Origin of the sequence: Paenibacillus oceani, assembly GCF_014705615.1 — a bacterium.
GTDB lineage: Bacteria > Bacillota > Bacilli > Paenibacillales > NBRC-103111 > Paenibacillus_AB > Paenibacillus_AB oceani.
The window spans coordinates 97,271-114,582 of the sequence record NZ_JACXJA010000032.1; the positions used below are offsets into that span (position 1 = coordinate 97,271).

Annotated in this window: 14 protein-coding genes; 4 read left to right on the top strand and 10 right to left on the bottom strand. The window is 52.9% G+C overall.

The genetic code is table 11. From position 1 onward, the window contains the following. Nucleotides 1-626: 626 nt before the first annotated feature. From IDH45_RS22535 to IDH45_RS22565, 7 genes are all read right to left on the bottom strand, one after another. Entirely contained in the window at nt 627-1,391 is a 765-nt protein-coding gene (locus IDH45_RS22535) for an SDR family oxidoreductase (protein WP_190930387.1), read from the bottom strand. 196 nt (nt 1,392-1,587) lie between these two features. After that, nucleotides 1,588-2,601, bottom strand: coding sequence for a Gfo/Idh/MocA family protein (locus tag IDH45_RS22540; RefSeq protein WP_190930388.1), 1,014 nt, complete (start codon nt 2,599-2,601; stop codon nt 1,588-1,590). Between the two features lie 31 nt (nt 2,602-2,632). Then, nucleotides 2,633-3,985 carry an ABC transporter substrate-binding protein gene (locus IDH45_RS22545; RefSeq protein ID WP_190930389.1) on the bottom strand — a complete coding sequence of 451 codons (1,353 nt, stop codon included), beginning with the start codon at nt 3,983-3,985 and terminating at the stop codon, nt 2,633-2,635. A 197-nt stretch (nt 3,986-4,182) separates the two neighbouring features. Further along, nucleotides 4,183-5,790, bottom strand: a complete 1,608-nt coding sequence (locus IDH45_RS22550; RefSeq protein WP_190930390.1) for a response regulator — start codon at nt 5,788-5,790, stop codon at nt 4,183-4,185. Continuing rightward, nucleotides 5,787-7,556 carry a cache domain-containing sensor histidine kinase gene (locus IDH45_RS22555; RefSeq protein WP_190930391.1) on the bottom strand — a complete coding sequence of 590 codons (1,770 nt, stop codon included), beginning with the start codon at nt 7,554-7,556 and terminating at the stop codon, nt 5,787-5,789. The genes IDH45_RS22550 and IDH45_RS22555 overlap by 4 nt, the downstream gene beginning before the upstream one ends. Nucleotides 7,557-7,627: 71 nt before the next feature. Next, nucleotides 7,628-8,455 carry a carbohydrate ABC transporter permease gene (locus tag IDH45_RS22560; protein ID WP_190930392.1) on the bottom strand — a complete coding sequence of 276 codons (828 nt, stop codon included), beginning with the start codon at nt 8,453-8,455 and terminating at the stop codon, nt 7,628-7,630. A 27-nt stretch (nt 8,456-8,482) separates the two neighbouring features. Continuing rightward, the gene (locus tag IDH45_RS22565) at nt 8,483-9,400 is read right to left on the bottom strand and encodes a carbohydrate ABC transporter permease (protein ID WP_190930393.1); all 918 of its coding nucleotides are present in this window, start codon (nt 9,398-9,400) and stop codon (nt 8,483-8,485) included. Between the two features lie 365 nt (nt 9,401-9,765). Here IDH45_RS22565 and IDH45_RS22570 point away from each other — a divergent pair, with 365 nt between their 5' ends. Genes IDH45_RS22570 through IDH45_RS22585 form a run of 4 tightly spaced genes read left to right on the top strand, consistent with a single transcriptional unit; the run spans nt 9,766 to nt 13,847 of the window. Next, a complete protein-coding gene (locus IDH45_RS22570; protein WP_190930394.1) occupies nt 9,766-11,262 on the top strand; it encodes a spore germination protein in 1,497 nt (498 codons plus the stop codon). Between the two features lie 36 nt (nt 11,263-11,298). Further along, entirely contained in the window at nt 11,299-12,444 is a 1,146-nt protein-coding gene (locus IDH45_RS22575; protein ID WP_190930395.1) for a Ger(x)C family spore germination protein, read from the top strand. A gap of 16 nt (nt 12,445-12,460) precedes the next feature. Further along, nucleotides 12,461-12,745 carry a hypothetical protein gene (locus IDH45_RS22580; protein WP_190930396.1) on the top strand — a complete coding sequence of 95 codons (285 nt, stop codon included), beginning with the start codon at nt 12,461-12,463 and terminating at the stop codon, nt 12,743-12,745. After that, on the top strand, nt 12,738-13,847 hold the full coding sequence (locus tag IDH45_RS22585) for a GerAB/ArcD/ProY family transporter (RefSeq protein ID WP_190930397.1): 1,110 nt from the start codon (nt 12,738-12,740) through the stop codon (nt 13,845-13,847). The genes IDH45_RS22580 and IDH45_RS22585 overlap by 8 nt, the downstream gene beginning before the upstream one ends. Nucleotides 13,848-13,851: 4 nt before the next feature. On the opposite strand, the gene IDH45_RS22590 is transcribed toward IDH45_RS22585, so the two are convergent. The 3 genes from IDH45_RS22590 to IDH45_RS22600 form a co-directional block, all read right to left on the bottom strand. Further along, nucleotides 13,852-14,871, bottom strand: a complete 1,020-nt coding sequence (locus IDH45_RS22590) for a serine hydrolase domain-containing protein (RefSeq protein ID WP_190930404.1) — start codon at nt 14,869-14,871, stop codon at nt 13,852-13,854. Nucleotides 14,872-14,888: 17 nt separating this feature from the next. Beyond that, nucleotides 14,889-15,755, bottom strand: a complete 867-nt coding sequence (locus IDH45_RS22595; protein ID WP_190930398.1) for a MerR family transcriptional regulator — start codon at nt 15,753-15,755, stop codon at nt 14,889-14,891. Between the two features lie 695 nt (nt 15,756-16,450). Beyond that, nucleotides 16,451-17,203 (bottom strand): alpha/beta fold hydrolase, encoded by a 753-nt coding sequence (locus IDH45_RS22600; protein ID WP_190930399.1) that lies wholly within the window; start codon nt 17,201-17,203, stop codon nt 16,451-16,453. Between the last annotated feature and the right edge of the window lie 109 nt (nt 17,204-17,312).

Below are 17,312 nucleotides of genomic sequence, written 5' to 3' on the forward strand. Positions count from 1 at the left end.
CCAAACCCAATTATAGGGATAACCGCATGGGCCGTCTGTTCAAATATTGACCGAATATCCATCAATTATTGATCTGAGAGATCGCACTCGTTAAGCGGATAGCTAGTGGAGACACGTCCGTCAAACCCGTCTCGACCTAATCGAGCCCCGAATTAATCTTTCCGGAAGAGACAAAAGCAGTCGCTCCCTTGTGTCGACTGCCTTCTCCACTCGTATCGCCTCGTCCAAACGTCTAATCGCGCGGGTTCTATCCAACATAAGAGTCTTTTGCACATTCTATTTTCAGCCTTTACCCCAAACAAAGACGAATAGAAGCGGTTTGCACCTTTTATTACAGCCCACTCACCGCGTCTGCACTCTTTTCGCCGTTTTTAACAGTCTCAAACCGCTCGTATTTTCTCCATCCACACGGGTTCGTACAAAATAAAGGTTCCAAACCGCTCTTATGCGGCTCCTTCCCCGCTTTAAGCGAAAGGGCAGAAGACCTAACCGCCTGACGCCCCCCCACGAGATGCAATTTCCATCCCCTGTTGGCTCGACAAGGATGCAGCCCCTTGTCCGCGTAGTTTGAACATGCTTTATCTATCAAAAAAAGCCGCAATAACCGCGGCTTTTTCGCTATTGACTTATAAATGAGACCCTCCGCTGGCATCGAGCAATTGACCGGTTACCCAGCGGCTGTCCGGCGAGGCGAGAAAAGCGGCGATATCGGCCACATCTTCGGGCTCTCCCCATCGGTTGAAGGCGGAAAGTCCAGCCGCATATGCTTGACCCTGCGGATTTTGCAGCGTCTCGGCATTCATCTCCGTGTTGATAATGCCGGGCTGGATCGCATTCACCGTAATATGGCGGCTTGCCAATTGTTTGGCCAGAAGAAGCGTAAACGTGTCGATCGCCCCTTTCGACATGCTGTAGGCGAACACAGTTGGCGAGGCGACCCGCGTCACAAAAGAGGAGAGATTGATGATCCGCCCTCCCTCCTTCAGCCGTGGCAGAGCTTGCTGGGTTACGAACAGCGGCGCCTTGACGTTAAGCCGCATGACCTCGTCAAACGATTGTTCCGTCGTCTCTTCCAGACCGACGATTTGACCGATTCCGGCATTGTTGACCAGAATATCGAGTCCACTGCTGCCCGTATGTTCCCGTACGATTTCATCCAATGCCGCAAATAATTCATCAATGCCGCCAAGCGTGTTCAAATCGGCGCCAATCGCGTGCGCCCGGCCTCCCTCTTCCCCAATCTGCCGGACGACCGCCTCCGCTTCATCCCATCTTCGCCCGTAGTGCACGAGGACATAGGCTCCCTCTTGCGCCAGGCGCAAAGCAATACTTCGTCCAATTCCCCGGCTGGCTCCGGTTACTAATGCAATTTTACCTTCCAGTCTGCTCATGTGCTTCATCTCCCTTGTCGAATTCATACTAGTTGTAACATGGGAGAGCTTTTGAAATGTTGCTCTTTCATTTGCAAGCGAAAAAGCCGCCATTTGGCGGCTTTTCTGAACGAATAAACTTCCATCTCTGCCTGTTAGTCAGTTACACACCTGAATCCGATGATCAGACTTCATTGCTTGGGCCGATTTCATCCGTTCAAGGCGCTTCGTATCGATTCAAATACGCAACTGTACGATCGGCCCACATCGTCGCCTCCGACGCCTTGACGATATCGTCCTGGGACAGGATGCTCTCCTCTCCGCCGATCCGCCGCATGAAATCTTCCGTAATCGTCCATGGGGGCTGCAGAGCGGGCAGCGATTCGACGGACTCGCCGTTCGTCGAGCGGATAACAACCGGATCGGCTCCGACCAGAGGATCACCCTGCAGCCGGAGCTCCACGAAGCTTTCCGTCCCGGTCACGAATATCCGGCCGTCTCCCCACGTCCAGCTTCCGACCGGCGAATGCCAATCAGCGTATAGCTGGGCAATCACGCTATCTTGCATCAACACCTGCACGCTGGCCGAGTTGTAGAAGGTCGGATGTTCGGGCATCATCGTTTTTCCGACGTATCCTCCGACCGATTCGATTTCCTTGCCTGTCAGCCATCGCAACAGGTCGAAATCGTGCACGAGCAGATCGATCAAAATACCGCCTGACTGTGCTTTGGAGAAAAACCATGCCGGACGGGAGGCCGCATCGAGACGGTGCGGTTTACGCATGCCGATGGTGATGATGTCGCCCAGGGCGCCCCGCTCGATCTGTTTCTTCAACGTATAGATCGCCGGATGAAACCGCTCGGTCAGCAGCATGCCGATCTGGATACGTCCTCTCCGGACAACCGCCTTTAACCGCTGCAGCCCTTCCGCGCTGACGACTGCGGGTTTGTCGACCATAACGTGCTTGCCCCGGCTCTCGCAGCGTTCGATCACGTCGATCTTCTCGTCGTTCATCGCCGCGCAGCCGACAACGGCGACGGAGTCGCCGAGCAGCTCTTCTATGTCGCGCTCCAGCGGTACGCCGAATTGATTGGACAACGAGCGGGCGAGCCCGTCCGGCTCTTCCTCATAGATTCCAGCGCAGCTGTAGCCCAGCTCCAGCATTTCACTGATAAAGATGCCGATATGCGCATGCTGACAGCCAATAACGGAAAACTGGCGCTTGTTCATGCCGGAGTAATCCCCTTTCCCGCTTGCGCTCTTAATTGTTTTTCTCGAAAATTTTGTCGGCTTCCTTGCGGAATTCGGCGACGACATCGTCGATCGAAGCTTTGCCGAACTGCAGCTTCTGCACCGTTTGTTCGAACAGTTTCGTTACTTCACCCGCGCCTTTTGGCCCTCCGTCGTACATGCCGGGCTTATTGCCTGTGACATGCTCAAGCATGTTCATCATTTTTTTGTCGCGGTCGTTAAATCGCGGAGTCAAATATTCCAATATTTTTTTGTTTTCCGGCAGTCCTCGTTCGATCTCAAGCACATCGGCGGCTTCTTTGGAGTTGAGGAAAAAGTCCAAAAACATCGCCGCTTCCTTCGGGTGTTTCGATTTGGCCGACATGGACAAGAACATTGCCGGCAGCAGCACGCTTCCTGTATGCTTGTCCTTCGGATAGGAGACCATATCGATCTTATCCTTCATGACGTTTTCGTAAGCCGGGAACGTCGCCGTAAATTGAGGGCCGATAATCGGGACGATCCCCTTCATCAGCGCGTCCTTGTTCGGGTCGAAGTTGCCCAGCGGCAAAAACGAAGCGGTCATCGCAGCTGTCGGCACGATCCCTTCCTTCCGGGCGTCATCCCACATCTTCAGCCAGTTTCGGAACGTCTGATCGCTGTAGCCGAGCCGGTTGCCCTTGTACATCACATCCCCAACGGAAAACGCGTAGTACATAAACGCTTCCAGCGAAGCCGACATGTCGAACGCGCCGTACACTTTTTCACCGAGCTTGGACTTGATCTCGCGCGCTTTGGCGAAATATTCGTCCCACGTCATATCCAGCTTCGGCGGCTCTACGCCTGCCTGCTGATACATGTCTTTATTGTAGATCAGGACGGACGCGTTGTCGGACACCGGCAGGCCGGTAAATTTGCCTCCGACGGTTCCCTGATTCGCGATCACGTCCTTGTTCAGGTCGGCGACCTGAATCTCCTTGTTCGCATACGGAGTCAGATCGGCGAGCACGCCGCGGTCGGTATACTCCTTAATATACAACACGCTCATCTGCATCAGATCCGGCGCATTGTTCCCTGCGACTTGCGTAGACAGCTTCTCCCAGTAACCGTCGAAGCTCGTGTACTCCGGCTTGATTTTAATGTTCGGATGCAGCTGCTGAAATTTCTCGATCGCTTTCAGCGTTCGGTCGTGCCTGCCTTGACTTCCCCACCAGGCAAACCGCAGCTCCACATTTTGAAGCGCTTCCGTTTTGTTCGTGCCCGTATCCGGCTGGTCGCCGCTTTTCTTCTCCGTCGGCACACAGCCTGCCAGCGTACCGCCTAACAGCGTCAATGCCAACAAGGAACCGAGTACCCGTCTTTCCGGTCTGTTCCGCCACTTCATCGCGCATGCACCCCTTGATCGTTATCTGTCGTACAATTCGATTATAAAATGTTGAGTTTTTATTAAAAATTAGAGAAATCTACAATTACTACTACGAATATACGGAATTGGGACAGATGCCGAATCATACGTTTCTTGCCGTTATAACGGGGATCGTCTGTAAGAACGCCCCCGTCTCTCCTCCCCGGCTGCCAGCCTTATTTATTCAGCTCGGACGGATAATATCCGGTATGCTTTTTGAACAGCTGGCTGAAGTACGCGTTGTTTTTGTAACCGACGATTTGCGCGATTTCGAAAACTTTATAGTTTCCGGTTAGCAGCAATTCCTTCGCTTTTTCCATCCGCACGCGCGTCAAGTAACTGTTGTAATTTTCGCCGGTTTCCTGCTTGAAGATTTGGCTTAAATAGTTACGGGTCAGATACACCTTCTCGGCAATCACGTCAAGCGTTACATCCTCCGCATAATGCTGCAGTACGTACCGTTTGATGAAATCGATCGTTTTCCGGTGTTTTTGCGAGCTGCGCTCGTCCATCGCCCGGCAGATCGGAAACACCAGATCGCGGAGCCAGCCGGCGAAATCGGCAATGCCGTAGATCAGCTCCAGCTCCTTGTACATCGTAAAATCGGCGCGGAAATATTCGATCTGCAATCCGTGTTCGTGCAAAGCCAGCGTCACAATGCCGACGATATCGATCGCGAACTCCCGCAAATCGCCGATGCTCGGAGCGTCTCCTTCCCGAAGCGCACATGTCAGCTCGACGATTCTGGCCTCGACAAGCTCCTCCTGCCCGAGCATCATGGCGTCGACGACCGCCTGATAACTTTCGATCGGGCGCCGCGATACGGGCTTCGCCAGCTCCCGGACGTCCTCCTTCAGCAGCAGCTGTTTATCCGACATCCGCTCGCGTCTGGCCAGCAGATCGACCGCCGCCGCGTAAGAACGGGGGATGTCTCGGACGTCCTGCGCCACTGAACCGACCGCCGCCCACACTTGCAGCTTCAGGCAGTCCCGGACATGATCCAGCAGCTCCTGCGCCACCTGAATCCCCTGCCGCCTGGCCCGCTCCTGGCTCGCACACGAAGGAACCGCTACGACGACAGACAGCAGGTTGCGCTGTAAATCGGCGACATGGACGCCGTCCCGATGACCCGCGAGCTCGTCCACTATATTTTGGACCGCATAGGCGAACAGGGACAGATCGTTCGGTCGGTACGTTTGACGCTCCCGATTGATAAAAAACTCGATCAGGACGACGGTTACATAGTGGCCGGAGAAGTCCAGCTTCAAATAATCGGACACTTTGCGGTAGAAGCCGGTTTGGCAAAATCCCGGCTCAAGCAGCCCCTTCAACAGCTGGCGGCGCGTCGTCGGCAAATTGTAGGCAAGCAGCTCCCGGAGCTCTTTCTCTTCCTTTTCCTCCGAATCCCGCTTGGATATATGGTCGGCAACGTCCTTCAGCACCCGCTCGATTTCATCCAGCGTCGCCGGCTTTGACATATAATCGTGAACACGCAGCTTGACCGCGGATTGGGCGTACTTGAAATCTTCATATCCGCTTAAAATGATCACTTCCGCCGTGTTGCCCGCCTCCCGCAGCGCCTTCAGCATATCGATCCCGTTCAAAACCGGCATGAATATATCCGTTAAAATAAGGTCCGGCTGGTGAGCCTCGATCTGCTCCAGCCCCTCCTTCCCGTTCATCGCCGTTCCGACTACCCGGATGCCGAATCGCTCCCACCGGACCGAGCGGGTGAGTCCTTGAACGGTTGTCATATCGTCGTCGATAATGACGGCTTTGATCATGCTGTCTCCCCCCTGATGTTCGGTGCCGGCTCCTCCGTCAGCTTGGGCACACGAAGCGTTACGCTTGTTCCATGACCGGGTACGCTGCGCAATTCCACCCCATAACGCTCACCGAAATACAGCTGAATGCGATCGTTCACATTCCGAATCCCGCCCCGCTCCCGTCCGGGCGCGGATTGGACGGCCTCCATTCCTCGTCCGTTATCTTCGATCCGGAAATAGACGCCCTGATCGTCCTCCCCGGCGGTAATCAACACCGTACCGCCCGTGTGCTGCCCGTGCAGCCCGTGAAGGAGACTGTTCTCTACGAACGGCTGGAGAATCAGTTTCGGAATATAGCAGTGCTTTAGCTCATCCGGCACAGAGAGCTCGAAGCGGATCGTCTGCTTATAGCGGATCGTTTGCAGCTCCACATAACAGCCCAGATGCTCCATTTCCTGTCGAACGCTAATAAACGTTGCGCCGCTTGACAGTCCGATCCGCAGCATTTTGCCGAGCAAGGCCAGCATATGGCTAATGTCGTGCGAGCCGGATTCGATCGCGTGCCAGTTCATCATATCGAGCGTATTGTACAGGAAATGAGGGTTGATCTGCTCTTGCAGCACTTGAATTTCCGCTTCGCGCTGCCGCCGGTTTTGCTCCGTGACTTGCCGGATTAGCGTCTCGATCCGTTCGGCCATCTCGTTGAAATGATCGTTGAGATGACCGAATTCGTTCCGGTAATCGTTATCGATCCTCTCGTTCAGCTTCCCGACCTTCATCGCATTCATCGCGCGGATCAGTCTGCGAATCGGAGCAGCGAACTGGACGGACAACAAAAACGCCATCGCAGCCGTCAGCAGGATGCATAAAACGACTACGACCAAGATTACGCTCGCAATACGCCGGCTTCCTTTCGTAATCGTCTCCCAAGGAATGACGTCCATCGTCACCCATGACGTTCGGGTCTGCTTGTTCCAAATGATCAGCGATTTCATATCGAGCGGAGCTATCGCATAGTGGTCAGAAGCGGATTTGTCCATAATCGCGGCAATATCCCCGCTGGATCTGTCGTAGGAAACCGGCTGGACCGGGCCGCCGTGAAATTGCGCGATCAGCCGACCGTTCGTATCGAGTATAAACCGGCTCGCATCCGTCTTGCTGCCGAACGCGAGCTTCTCGATATAGGACAGCTTCACATTTACGACGAGGACGCCGGCTTCTTGGCCCGCCGCGGACAGCACTTTTCTCGCAAAGGTGACGACCTGCCGGTCACCCTCCGGATAATCGCCTACCTCGACCGGATGAGCGCCGACCCAGCAGTAATCGGCATCCTTGATCTGGTCATACCAGGAAACCCGCTCCAGAAGATCGTAGCCGTACACCCCGCTCCCGGCAATATGGCTGCTGCCTGTCGTATGCTTCGCATACAGCTGCAAGGACAAGATGCCATCCTTCACATAACTCGGCCGGCTGAGCAGATCGATCATTTCCGACGTTTGACCGAGGCGCTCGAACGGATCTTCGTTAGTTTGCAAATAATGGATCAGCTTCGGGTTGCTCGCCAGCGCGAGCGAGTCGTATTCGACGGATTGGAGCTGCATGTCCAGCTGCTTGTTGATCTCGTCCAGAAGCAGCTTCCTTGAGGATATCGTCTGCCCTACTACTTCCTGATTCGTAATGTAATAACTCGTCCAACCGAGAAGCAGGATCAGAAGGGCGGAAATTGCTAGGAAAGAAACGTAGAAAGTCGCCTGAAACGAAAACGTCTTGAAAGGATTTCTCATGCGCCACCATCACCTGTCGTCTTAGCTGTTATACATACAGGATAAGGCCTACACGCGCCTGCCGTAAACATCTATCCCTTAATCCCCGTTGTTGCAATTCCTTCCACAAAGTATTTCTGTGCGACCAGAAAAATAACGAAACAGGGGATGACCGACAACAGCGCCATCGCATACATCGGTCCCCATGTGACCGCCGACGTGTTGTCGAGGAACAGCCGGAGCGCCAGCGGCACCGTATATTTAGCCGTATCGGTCAAGTAGATCATCTGCCCGAGAAAATCGTCCCATGTCCAGATAAAGCTGAAGATCGCCGTTGTGATAAAAGCCGGCGTGCATAACGGCAGCACAATTCGGAACGCGATCCCGATGGTCGAGCATCCGTCGATTTTGGCAGATTCGTCCAAATCTTTAGGAATACCGCGGATGAACTGGACGATCAGAAAAACGAAGAACGGGCTGACCGCCAAAAAGTGCGGAACGATCAGCGGCAGCGTCGTCCCTACCCAATCGAACGATTTGAACAAAATATACTGCGGCACCAAAGTAACCTGGGCAGGCAGCATCAGCGTCATCATCAAAATGCCGAACCATAGTTTTTGCAGCGGAAAGCGCAGCCGTGCGAAGCCATAGGCGACCAATGCGCTCGATACCAGCGTTCCGGCAACGGAAAGCGTCGCGATAAAAAACGAATTGTAGAAAAAATGAGCGAAGCTGAAGCCAGGAATGGCCGTCCAGCCTTCGGAAAAGTTGCTCCACTGAAACTCGCTCGGAAACAGCTGCGGCTTCGGAATGTCCTCGTTCGATTTCAGCGAATTGCCGACCAGCCACAAGATCGGATAAATCATAACCAGGCTTGCCAGAATCAGTACGGTATAACGATATAAAACAGCTTGTTTCATCCGGGTCTCCTCCTTGGCGTCGATCGGTTATGTTTCATAATGCACCCATCGTCTGGACGACCAGAAAATCAGAGCCGTACAGATGGCGATAATGACGAGCAAGATCCAGGCAAGCGCGCTGGCATAGCCCATATTGAAATACGCGAAAGCTTTCTGGTACAAATAAAGCGCGTAGACGAGCGTCGAATTGATCGGTCCGCCCTTGGTAACGATAAACGCTTGGGTGAACATCTGGAAGCTCCCGATAATTTGCATGACCAGGTTGAATAAAATGATCGGCGTCAGCATCGGCAGCGTAATCGCAAAAAAAGTACGAATCTTCGAGGCGCCGTCCACCGAGGCGGATTCGTACAGATCCCGCGGAATCTGCTTCAGTCCCGCCAAAAAGATAACCATGGACGAACCGAACTGCCATACCGCCAGCAGCACGAGTGTGTACAGCGCCGTACCCGGATTGTTGATCCAGTCCATGCCTTGGAATCCGAACCAGCCGACGATCCGGTTCAAAATGCCGTCCATGCCGAACAAGTTGCGCCAGATGGCGGACAGCGCGACGCTCCCCCCGATCAAGGAAGGCAAGTAAAACACCGCCCTGAACAGCGACATGCCCCGGAGCGCGCGGAATAACAGCAAAGCGACCAGCAGCGCGAAAATTAATTTCAGTGGCACGGACAGCGCTACATACGTCAGCGTCACTTGCAGCGACTTCCTGAATTCGCCGTCCTCCGTTAAAATCTCTTTGTAATTGTCCAGTCCGATCCAATTCGGCAGCTCCAGCAAGTTGTACTCGGTAAGCGATAAATAAAACGATTGCGACAGCGGTCCGATCGTCAGTACGAAAAAGCCGATCAGCCAAGGCGATATAAACGCATACCCCCATAACGGCTCCGACCACCTGCTCCATTTGCCCCCACCGGATTTCGTTATCCGACGTATGTGCTCCATCTGCGTCACTCCCAGCTCGGTAATAGCTTGATTCGCTTTGTACTCAACATGTTACCGTTTGGGAGCAGCGCTTGAAATGAGAGAAATCTATAAATAATAATACAAACCTACACGGTTTACCGGTTTCGCTCAGGACGTTTCAGGCTTTTTGGGGATCGATCGGACAACCGTCTCCAAAGCGCTGTCCCCCCATCCCAAAGTGTCTCAGGAACTCGTCGAAAGGTAGAAATCATCCAACAAGCTTCAGGGCCATCCATACGGATGGCCTCTTCTGGTTGAGCAGCAAGTAGCCGGAGCGTGGGCGAATGCATACTTTTTATGCCGCGGCCGCATACTAACCACAAAAACTGGAAAGGAAATCCTGTATGGAAGACCGGAATTTGCCCGTAACTTCCGATCTGGTTTCAATTCGTCTGACGGATAACCGGCAACGGATCGAGGAGTTGTTCCAGCATTGTCACGATCTGAAGCTGCAACCTTGGAACTATGGTTCCGGGCTGGAGCACTCGGCCTTTTCAGTTTATTTGGATACGTTAACGGACAGCGGACAAGAAAGCTATATGAAGGCTACCTTCCGCGATTTGTCCCCGTTATTGGCCGGACTTGACGCCAGGCTGACACCCGAAGAGGTGAGCCGCTACTTTGAAGGCCGGGGAATTACGACACACCCGCCGTCGGTATTGAACAGCTTCGAGCGTGCCGTCAAGCAAATTTTGCGGGGTGGCATTGTTATTTTTATCGATGGCTGGGATCATGTGATCTGCTATGAGATGCCGGGAATTCAGACGAGAGCGGTCTCCGAGCCTGTGACCGAATCCGTCGTCTTCGGCCCGCATAACAGCACGATTGAAGATCTGCATACGAATATCGGTCTGCTTCGCAACTTGCTGCGGACGACCAGACTGAAGTTCGAATCGTTCTACAGCGGGGCGGAGAGCGACCGGCAAATCGTCTACGGCTACTTGGAAGGCGCAGTCGATCCGCAAACGCTGGCCGATTTCAAAACGAAAATTTCCCGGATCGATAAGCTGGAAATATTGGATACGAGCTATCTGGAGGAATGGCTGGAAGAGTCGACGTTCTCCCCGTTTCCCCAGGTCCGCTACACCGAACGGCCGGATGTTGCGAACGCCGCTCTTCTCGAAGGGAAAATTATCGTACTCGTTCAAGGAACGCCCAGCATTCTGATCTGCCCCGGCTTGTTCGTGGAGTTTTTTACAGCAAGCGAGGATTATTATCAGCGGACGATTTATGCTTCGCTGGTTCGCTGGCTTCGCATTGCGGCTTTTGTAATAGCGCTTACGCTGCCCAGCCTGTACATTGCCCTTTCTACGTTTCATCCGGAGCTAATTCCAACCGTGTTGCTGCTCGCCATCCTGGATACGAGGGAAAAAATCCCGTTTCCGGCGTTCGTCGAGGCTCTTATTATGGAGTTTTTTTTCGAGCTGCTGCGGGAGGCGGGCATTCGGTTGCCCAGGCCGATCGGCTCGGCCGTCAGTATCGTCGGCGCGCTCGTAGTGGGCCAAGCGGCGATCCAGGCCAAAATTTCCTCGCCGATCATGGTCATTGTAGTCGCCCTGACCGGTATCGCTTCGTTTGCCTTGCCGCAGTACAACCTGGGGATCGCCTTGCGGATTCTTCGCTTTCCGCTTATGCTGCTGGCGGCGACGCTGGGCGGCTTCGGGCTTATGATCGGATATTTTTGGATTTTGCTGCACGTCAGCAAGCTGCGCGTTCTCGGAGTGCCGTATTTGTCGTCTCTCATGCCGTTGCAGCCCGGCCAGCTCGTGCGCGACTTTATATTTCGGGCTCCCGTGAAGCTGCTGATGCGCTCTCCCCGAAAACGTCCGTACCACGAGTAGCCGAAGCTCGAATCCCGGCCGAAAGGAAAGTGACCCATGAAGCGCCCTTTCGTATTCGCCCTATGCATATGCTGCCTCTTTTCTTTATCCGGCTGCTGGAATAAGTTCGAATTAACCGATTGGGCTTTTGTGCAAGCCATCGCCATGGACGGCTCTCCGGACGGCAAGGTGCAGTTGACCACTCATTTTTACAAACCGGGTGGGGGCGGTTCGTTAGAGGGAGGACAGCAAGGGCCGTCCGCCTTTAATATTACGACCAAAGCGGATACGGTGTTCGAAGCGATCCGCGACATCCCGCTGCGGCTTGGCCGCAAAGCGCAGTGGAGTCATATGCGGATCATTCTCATTAGCGATCAACTGGGAAAGACGCGGAATATTAAGGAGCTGACCGACTTTTTTATGCGCGATCATGAGCCCCGGGATACGGTTACGGTAGTGATAGCGAAAGGAACGGCCAAAGACTATTTAACCGAGAAGCCGTTCATCGAAAGCACGATCGGTCAGCAACTGCGGGAGATGTCGCGCTCCGCCGCCAGACTGTCCAGCAAAACGAAAGACGTCGATATGCTAAATCTGGCTATCCAGTTCAAAAGCCAAACGGGGATTGCCATGCTCCCTTATCTGTACAGCAACGGATTCCCGGGAGAAGCACTGTCCAAATTAGCCGTATTGAAGGACGGCAAGCTGGTAAACGATTTTATGAACTCGGCCAACGTGGAAAGCCTCGTCATTTTGCGGGATGAATTCGACTTCGGTATTCTTGAAATTCCTTGCAGCGGCGATTCCGGCAAAAAAGAAACGATCGAGGTCACCTCGCTGCATACGAAAAAACGCGTCACAACGGATGCGGAGTCGGTCTCCGTCCGGTTCGACACGAAAATAAAAGGCAGCTTCAGCGAGATCCGCTGCACCTCCGCCCTGAATACAGATGCCGAGAATCAGGTGGTGGAACGGATTCGCGTTTATTTGGAGAAGGAATTGCGCAAGACGATCCGCCTGTCCCAGCAAAAAAAACTGGATCTCCTCGGAATCGGGGACTGGCTGTACCGGCATCGCCCCGAGTTGTGGAAAAAATGGAAGCCCGGCTGGGACAACCGTTATGCAAAGGCCGATTTCGACCTGCATATCGACGTGGAGGTGGTGAATTCCGGCGTGCTTATATCGAAGCCTTATTACGAATAAACGGAGGGGTCAAGGCATGGGAGAAAAAGTGATCGTGTTCACGCTGGCGGTGGCGGCCGCTCTAATCGCCGGTGTGAAAGATTGGAAGCTGGCCTCCGGCAAAAACCGGGTCGTCTATGTCCTGGTTTTCCTTTTTGCCGCTTATACGGGATACGGATACGTGACGGACAAGCCGCTGCCTAACCTGCATAGCGCCGTCTCCCTTTTGTTCGATCAGACGGCTAACCGCCTCGACACATATTTAAAGCCGCAAAAAGAGCCGGAAGCCCCCGTGCCCGAAGGGGAGAACGAGGATGAATAATCACGAATCCGTCAGCTCCTGGCAAATGGCCGCCCTGCTGTTCGTCTTCACAACCGGCTCCACGATCTTATACATTCCGAATCCGCTGCTGGCGGCGGCGGGCGGCGGCGCATGGCTGTCCTGGTTTTTATCCGGACTCTTCGGACTCCTTCTGCTGTCGTGCATGCTGTTCCTGGCCCGGCAATTTCCCGGACAATCGCTGGTGGATTACAGTACGCAGACGATCGGCTACGGGTTGACGGTCGTCCTCCTGCTCCCTTATTTGGTATTTGCGCTGCTGCTGTCCTCGTATATTTATTTCTCTGTCGGCTTCTTTTTTACGACTACCATGATGAAAGAAACGCCGATGTATGTGTTCAACGGATTCATCGCCCTCGTATCTGCCATGACCGTAAGGGCGGGGATCGAAGTGATGGCGCGTATGTTTACGCTGCTGCTGCTGGTGTTGGCCGGCTCGATTACACTGGTGCTGCTGCTGGGAATTCCGAACTACCATCCGGAGTACCTGCTCCCGGTCATGCCGGACGGATTTAAACCTCAACTGCACGGCGTATATTTGGTATCCGGTTTTCTTTATGGGGATTTCGTCGTATTTGCCATGTTGTTCTCGTATATTCGCGTCCAGAACAACCGCATCCGGCTTAAACCGATTTTTATCGCCTATCTGTGCAATTGGTCCGTTCTGCTGCTGGTTACGCTGTGCACGCTGATGGCGCTCGGGCCGATGACGAACGAATTCCGGTATCCGATCTATATTGTCGCCCGATTGATCAGTATCCAGGAAATCGTGGAACGGGGCGAGTCCGTCATCGGCATCTCGCTGCTTGCCGGCTCCTACATGAAATCGGCGCTTGCTTTGTACGCGCTCAACCTAACGGTCGTGAAGCTGATCAAAGCGCGGGATCAGCTGCTGCCGGTCGCCCCTCTAGCCCTGCTCGGGTTTTTATTGTCGCTTGTGACCGTCAAGCAGGAAGCGGCCTTTAATGAAGTGCTGCTGTCCTGGCCGTTCGTCACCTTCTCGGCAAGCTTGCCGGTATATGTGTTGTGCATCTTCACGATCGTGAAGAAGCTGCTCCCGGGCCAGCGGCAGACAAGGCGTTAATCCGTCAGTCCCGGAGCGCCGGCAGAATCTGTTCCTTGATCAATGTCCACCGGTCGCGCGGATTCATGACGAATGCCGAGGCCATTGCTACGACCAGATCTTGATCCGGCATGCAGCAAATCATATTCCCGCCGTCGCCCACCGCGGAATATGCGAACATGCCGTCTTCTTGCCGCAGCCACCATAAGTAACCGTAATGATTGGGGTTCATCGCTATCGATTCGTTTATCCAGCTCGCGGGAATAACCGGCTCATTGTCCCACATGCCGCCATTCAGATACAGAAATCCAAACCTCGCCATATCGCGAGGCGTTAGCGTCAGTCCCCATCCTCCTGTCGAGTTGCCATTCGGGTCTTTTACCCACCCTCTCACCTCGCTGCCGAATAATTGTTCGAAGCCGAACGCGCTCATCTCATAATCCGGGATCGCCTTCATACCGATCGGCTTAAATAACCGTTCGTTGGCAAACTCCCGGGCCGTCGTTCCCGTACAGCGGGTGAGGATCGCGGATAGCAGGTGCGCCCCTGCCGTAGAATATTTAAAATCGCCGACCCTTCCTTGTTGACCGAGCATGTCCAAGGCATACTTCGTCCAGTCGGGCTGCATACACATCCGATCCAGCGGTTCGCGCCAATCCTCGAACGGATAGGGGGCCGTCATTGTGAGCAGATGGCGTAACGTAATATCCCGTTTCTGCGGATCGGCGGGATCGGCTGCGTATTCGGGGAAAAAATCAAGCACCTTCTGGTCGATGCTCCGAATATATCCCGCATCTACGGCAATGCCGACAAGGGCCGACAGGACACTCTTCGTAACAGACGCCACATGGTGAGCATCGTCCGGACCGCAGCCGTTCAAGTAATTTTCATAGGCGACTAATCCGCTCTTCACCACGAGGATACCGCTGATGTTGCTGTATTCGGACTTGAGGACTCGTTCAAGATCCGCAAGCCGTCCCGCATCCATACTCAAGTCCGCCGGGTCGGCGGCTTGCCACTCCATAGTCGGCCAGTAGCTTCTCATGACCGTTCTGTTTGTTCTCACAGTCGATCCCCCGCCCCTTCACGATTTGTGTTCAATCGCTGCTTTTTCGCAACAGGAAAATATACCTCAGTCACCAGTTCCCCGGGAGCTGCAGCCCGATCAGGAGCGGTTAGGTAAATCTCATAAGGGGAGCTCGCCAATACATATCCTTCTTGGTCCATCCATCCCCTCAGCTTCGCGTAAACCGACGTTAATTCCGAATAGGAGCCGTTCAGGACAGCCTTCGCACATGGGCCGCCATTCAGTTCTCTCGTTCCTTCCCCGGTCTCCCGGACCGGAATCGCAAATTCCGTATCGTTGCCGGTTGGATCGTACTCGGGGCTGTGGTAAATCGCAATCGGCGTGCCCAGCAAGGTGAGCTTCTCCGCGGCGATCTTTTCATACAGCCTGCTGAAATACGGATCGTATCCGGCCGCGAAGTCGTCGCTGCTCATCATCCGGCGCATAGAAAAAATATTGATCGACCGGGTCTCGACGAGCTGCACTTCGATCCGATCCAGGTAGGACATGATCGGGATACCCGCCTCCAAATTGAAAATATCGATGTTCAATTGGTTTAGCGACAATTCAATTGCGTTTCGTTTCTCTTGCAATTCGCTTCTCTTACGATTCAGGATGGAGTGAAGCTTCTCCTCGGCAAGATCCTCTTCCAGCTCCAGCACGGCTTTGATTTCTTCCAAAGAAAACTGATACGATTTCAACCGATTAATCAAAAGCATCTTGTTTAACTGACCGACTGCATAATACCGGTACCCGTTATCCGAATGAATCTCATCCGGTTTGATTAATCCGATCTCATCATAATACCGGAGCGTTTTGGTAGATACTCCGCAAATCTTCGAGAACTCTCCGATCGACAGCACACGGTCACCCCCGTTCTCATCAATTGCACCCTGCGTCGTTATGTTTTACCGGGTACAACTTCACCTTACACCTTCCCCTTAGGGCAAAGTCAACTGTTTGGGCTCTTTGGGGAGTCTCGTTAAGTAAGAAATTCAGCAAATATTCCACCTAGACCACAAAAAAGCAGTTCGGGATTTAATCCAAACTGCTTTCCGCTAACTGCCTCTATACGCTCGCGTATATTTCTTTTAATAACGCCAAAGCTTCCGTCTCTAATTGATACAATTTATTCACGATAGAATTACATAAATCTTTCTGTTTGAGATGCATCAAGCCCGCTAACCTTGTAGTTTTCTAATTGAACCATCCTGCATCCCTCTCGATTTTCACCCCTTATTTCAACCATCTGACCATGTGTGCACCCTTTTCGCGGATTTTAGTAGCTGCAAACCGCTCTTATTTCACATTCGGGGCGGAATTTGGACAAAATAAGAGGTACGAGCCGCTCTTAACTGTTGCATAGTGACGGTCAACCAGCTGCCGTCCTGCTTATCATGTACGGTCTGCGACACACTTTCGGCATTATTACGAGCTTCTATACGAAGCCTGTTCCGCAATGTGCGGCTTCTGCGAAACCGGCAGCTTTTCTTTGTCTAGAATGATTTACACATTCCACTTAAAGAGGCTTAGGTTCGAGCGAATCGCCAAGGTGTTCTCACTTTGAAGTCCGACCTGCCGAATTAGCTCCGTTTAAATGCTTGTCAAACCATTCTTTACATTTTTGTAACATACCGATTGTTATCTGATGATTCACTCCAGCATATTCCACTAATTCTAAATTGCCGGCATACTTTTTGGACATAACACTCATAAAGTGTCGCTGGCTATCTATTGGAATTGTCATATCATCCTTGCCATGCAGCAAGAGGAGGGCTTTATTATCCTTAATTTTTAGGTGTGATACAGGATCGTGAGTTTCTACTAGCAGCCGTTTTTGAGGACACATCGGATCTATCCCTTTTTTTTCGCGATATAAATCCTCAAACTTGGTCCAGGCGCAAGAGCCATTAATCACGACAGCTGTTGCAATTCTGGAGAAGTTGGAAAAAGCGCCTGCAGCAATAAAGCCGCCGCACGAGTGACCTACAATCCCTATATGATCTTGTGTTGTTGATATTTCACTTGTGATTACTCCAATTTCCTGTATCCCTTGTAACACAACTTCCCAGAAGTAGTCTTCCAATACCGTATCGTCAAAATAATTAAGTTCTCCTCGTTCTCCATGATACGGCAATTCAGGAACTATGATTCGGTAACCCCAACTAGCAACCAAAGAGCCGAAAAAGCTGTAATTTTCGATATTCGAGGCCCAGCCGTGGTACAACAGGATGGTGCCTTTGGACGGAGAGGTTGGCGTAAATTCTAGGCAAGGTATGCCTCGGACGTGAAATTTTATATGTGTGCTCACAATTCCTCCCGATGTATTCCGTAGCCTCTCGGCATTCGCCGAGGCAGATGGGGCAAGGGATTCCCTATACCCTCCGGCGTATCCATCCTCCTACTTGCGTAGGGGGATT

What these genes read in the sequence shown, in the direction of transcription:
- IDH45_RS22535 (WP_190930387.1), bottom strand. Translation starts at nt 1,391, where the DNA reads ATGAGCAGACTGGAAGGTAAAATTGCATTAGTAACCGGAGCCAGCCGG.
- IDH45_RS22540 (WP_190930388.1), bottom strand. Translation starts at nt 2,601, where the DNA reads ATGAACAAGCGCCAGTTTTCCGTTATTGGCTGTCAGCATGCGCATATC.
- IDH45_RS22545 (WP_190930389.1), bottom strand. Translation starts at nt 3,985, where the DNA reads ATGAAGTGGCGGAACAGACCGGAAAGACGGGTACTCGGTTCCTTGTTG.
- IDH45_RS22550 (WP_190930390.1), bottom strand. Translation starts at nt 5,790, where the DNA reads ATGATCAAAGCCGTCATTATCGACGACGATATGACAACCGTTCAAGGA.
- IDH45_RS22555 (WP_190930391.1), bottom strand. Translation starts at nt 7,556, where the DNA reads ATGAGAAATCCTTTCAAGACGTTTTCGTTTCAGGCGACTTTCTACGTT.
- IDH45_RS22560 (WP_190930392.1), bottom strand. Translation starts at nt 8,455, where the DNA reads ATGAAACAAGCTGTTTTATATCGTTATACCGTACTGATTCTGGCAAGC.
- IDH45_RS22565 (WP_190930393.1), bottom strand. Translation starts at nt 9,400, where the DNA reads ATGGAGCACATACGTCGGATAACGAAATCCGGTGGGGGCAAATGGAGC.
- IDH45_RS22570 (WP_190930394.1), top strand. Translation starts at nt 9,766, where the DNA reads ATGGAAGACCGGAATTTGCCCGTAACTTCCGATCTGGTTTCAATTCGT.
- IDH45_RS22575 (WP_190930395.1), top strand. Translation starts at nt 11,299, where the DNA reads ATGAAGCGCCCTTTCGTATTCGCCCTATGCATATGCTGCCTCTTTTCT.
- IDH45_RS22580 (WP_190930396.1), top strand. Translation starts at nt 12,461, where the DNA reads ATGGGAGAAAAAGTGATCGTGTTCACGCTGGCGGTGGCGGCCGCTCTA.
- IDH45_RS22585 (WP_190930397.1), top strand. Translation starts at nt 12,738, where the DNA reads ATGAATAATCACGAATCCGTCAGCTCCTGGCAAATGGCCGCCCTGCTG.
- IDH45_RS22590 (WP_190930404.1), bottom strand. Translation starts at nt 14,871, where the DNA reads ATGAGAAGCTACTGGCCGACTATGGAGTGGCAAGCCGCCGACCCGGCG.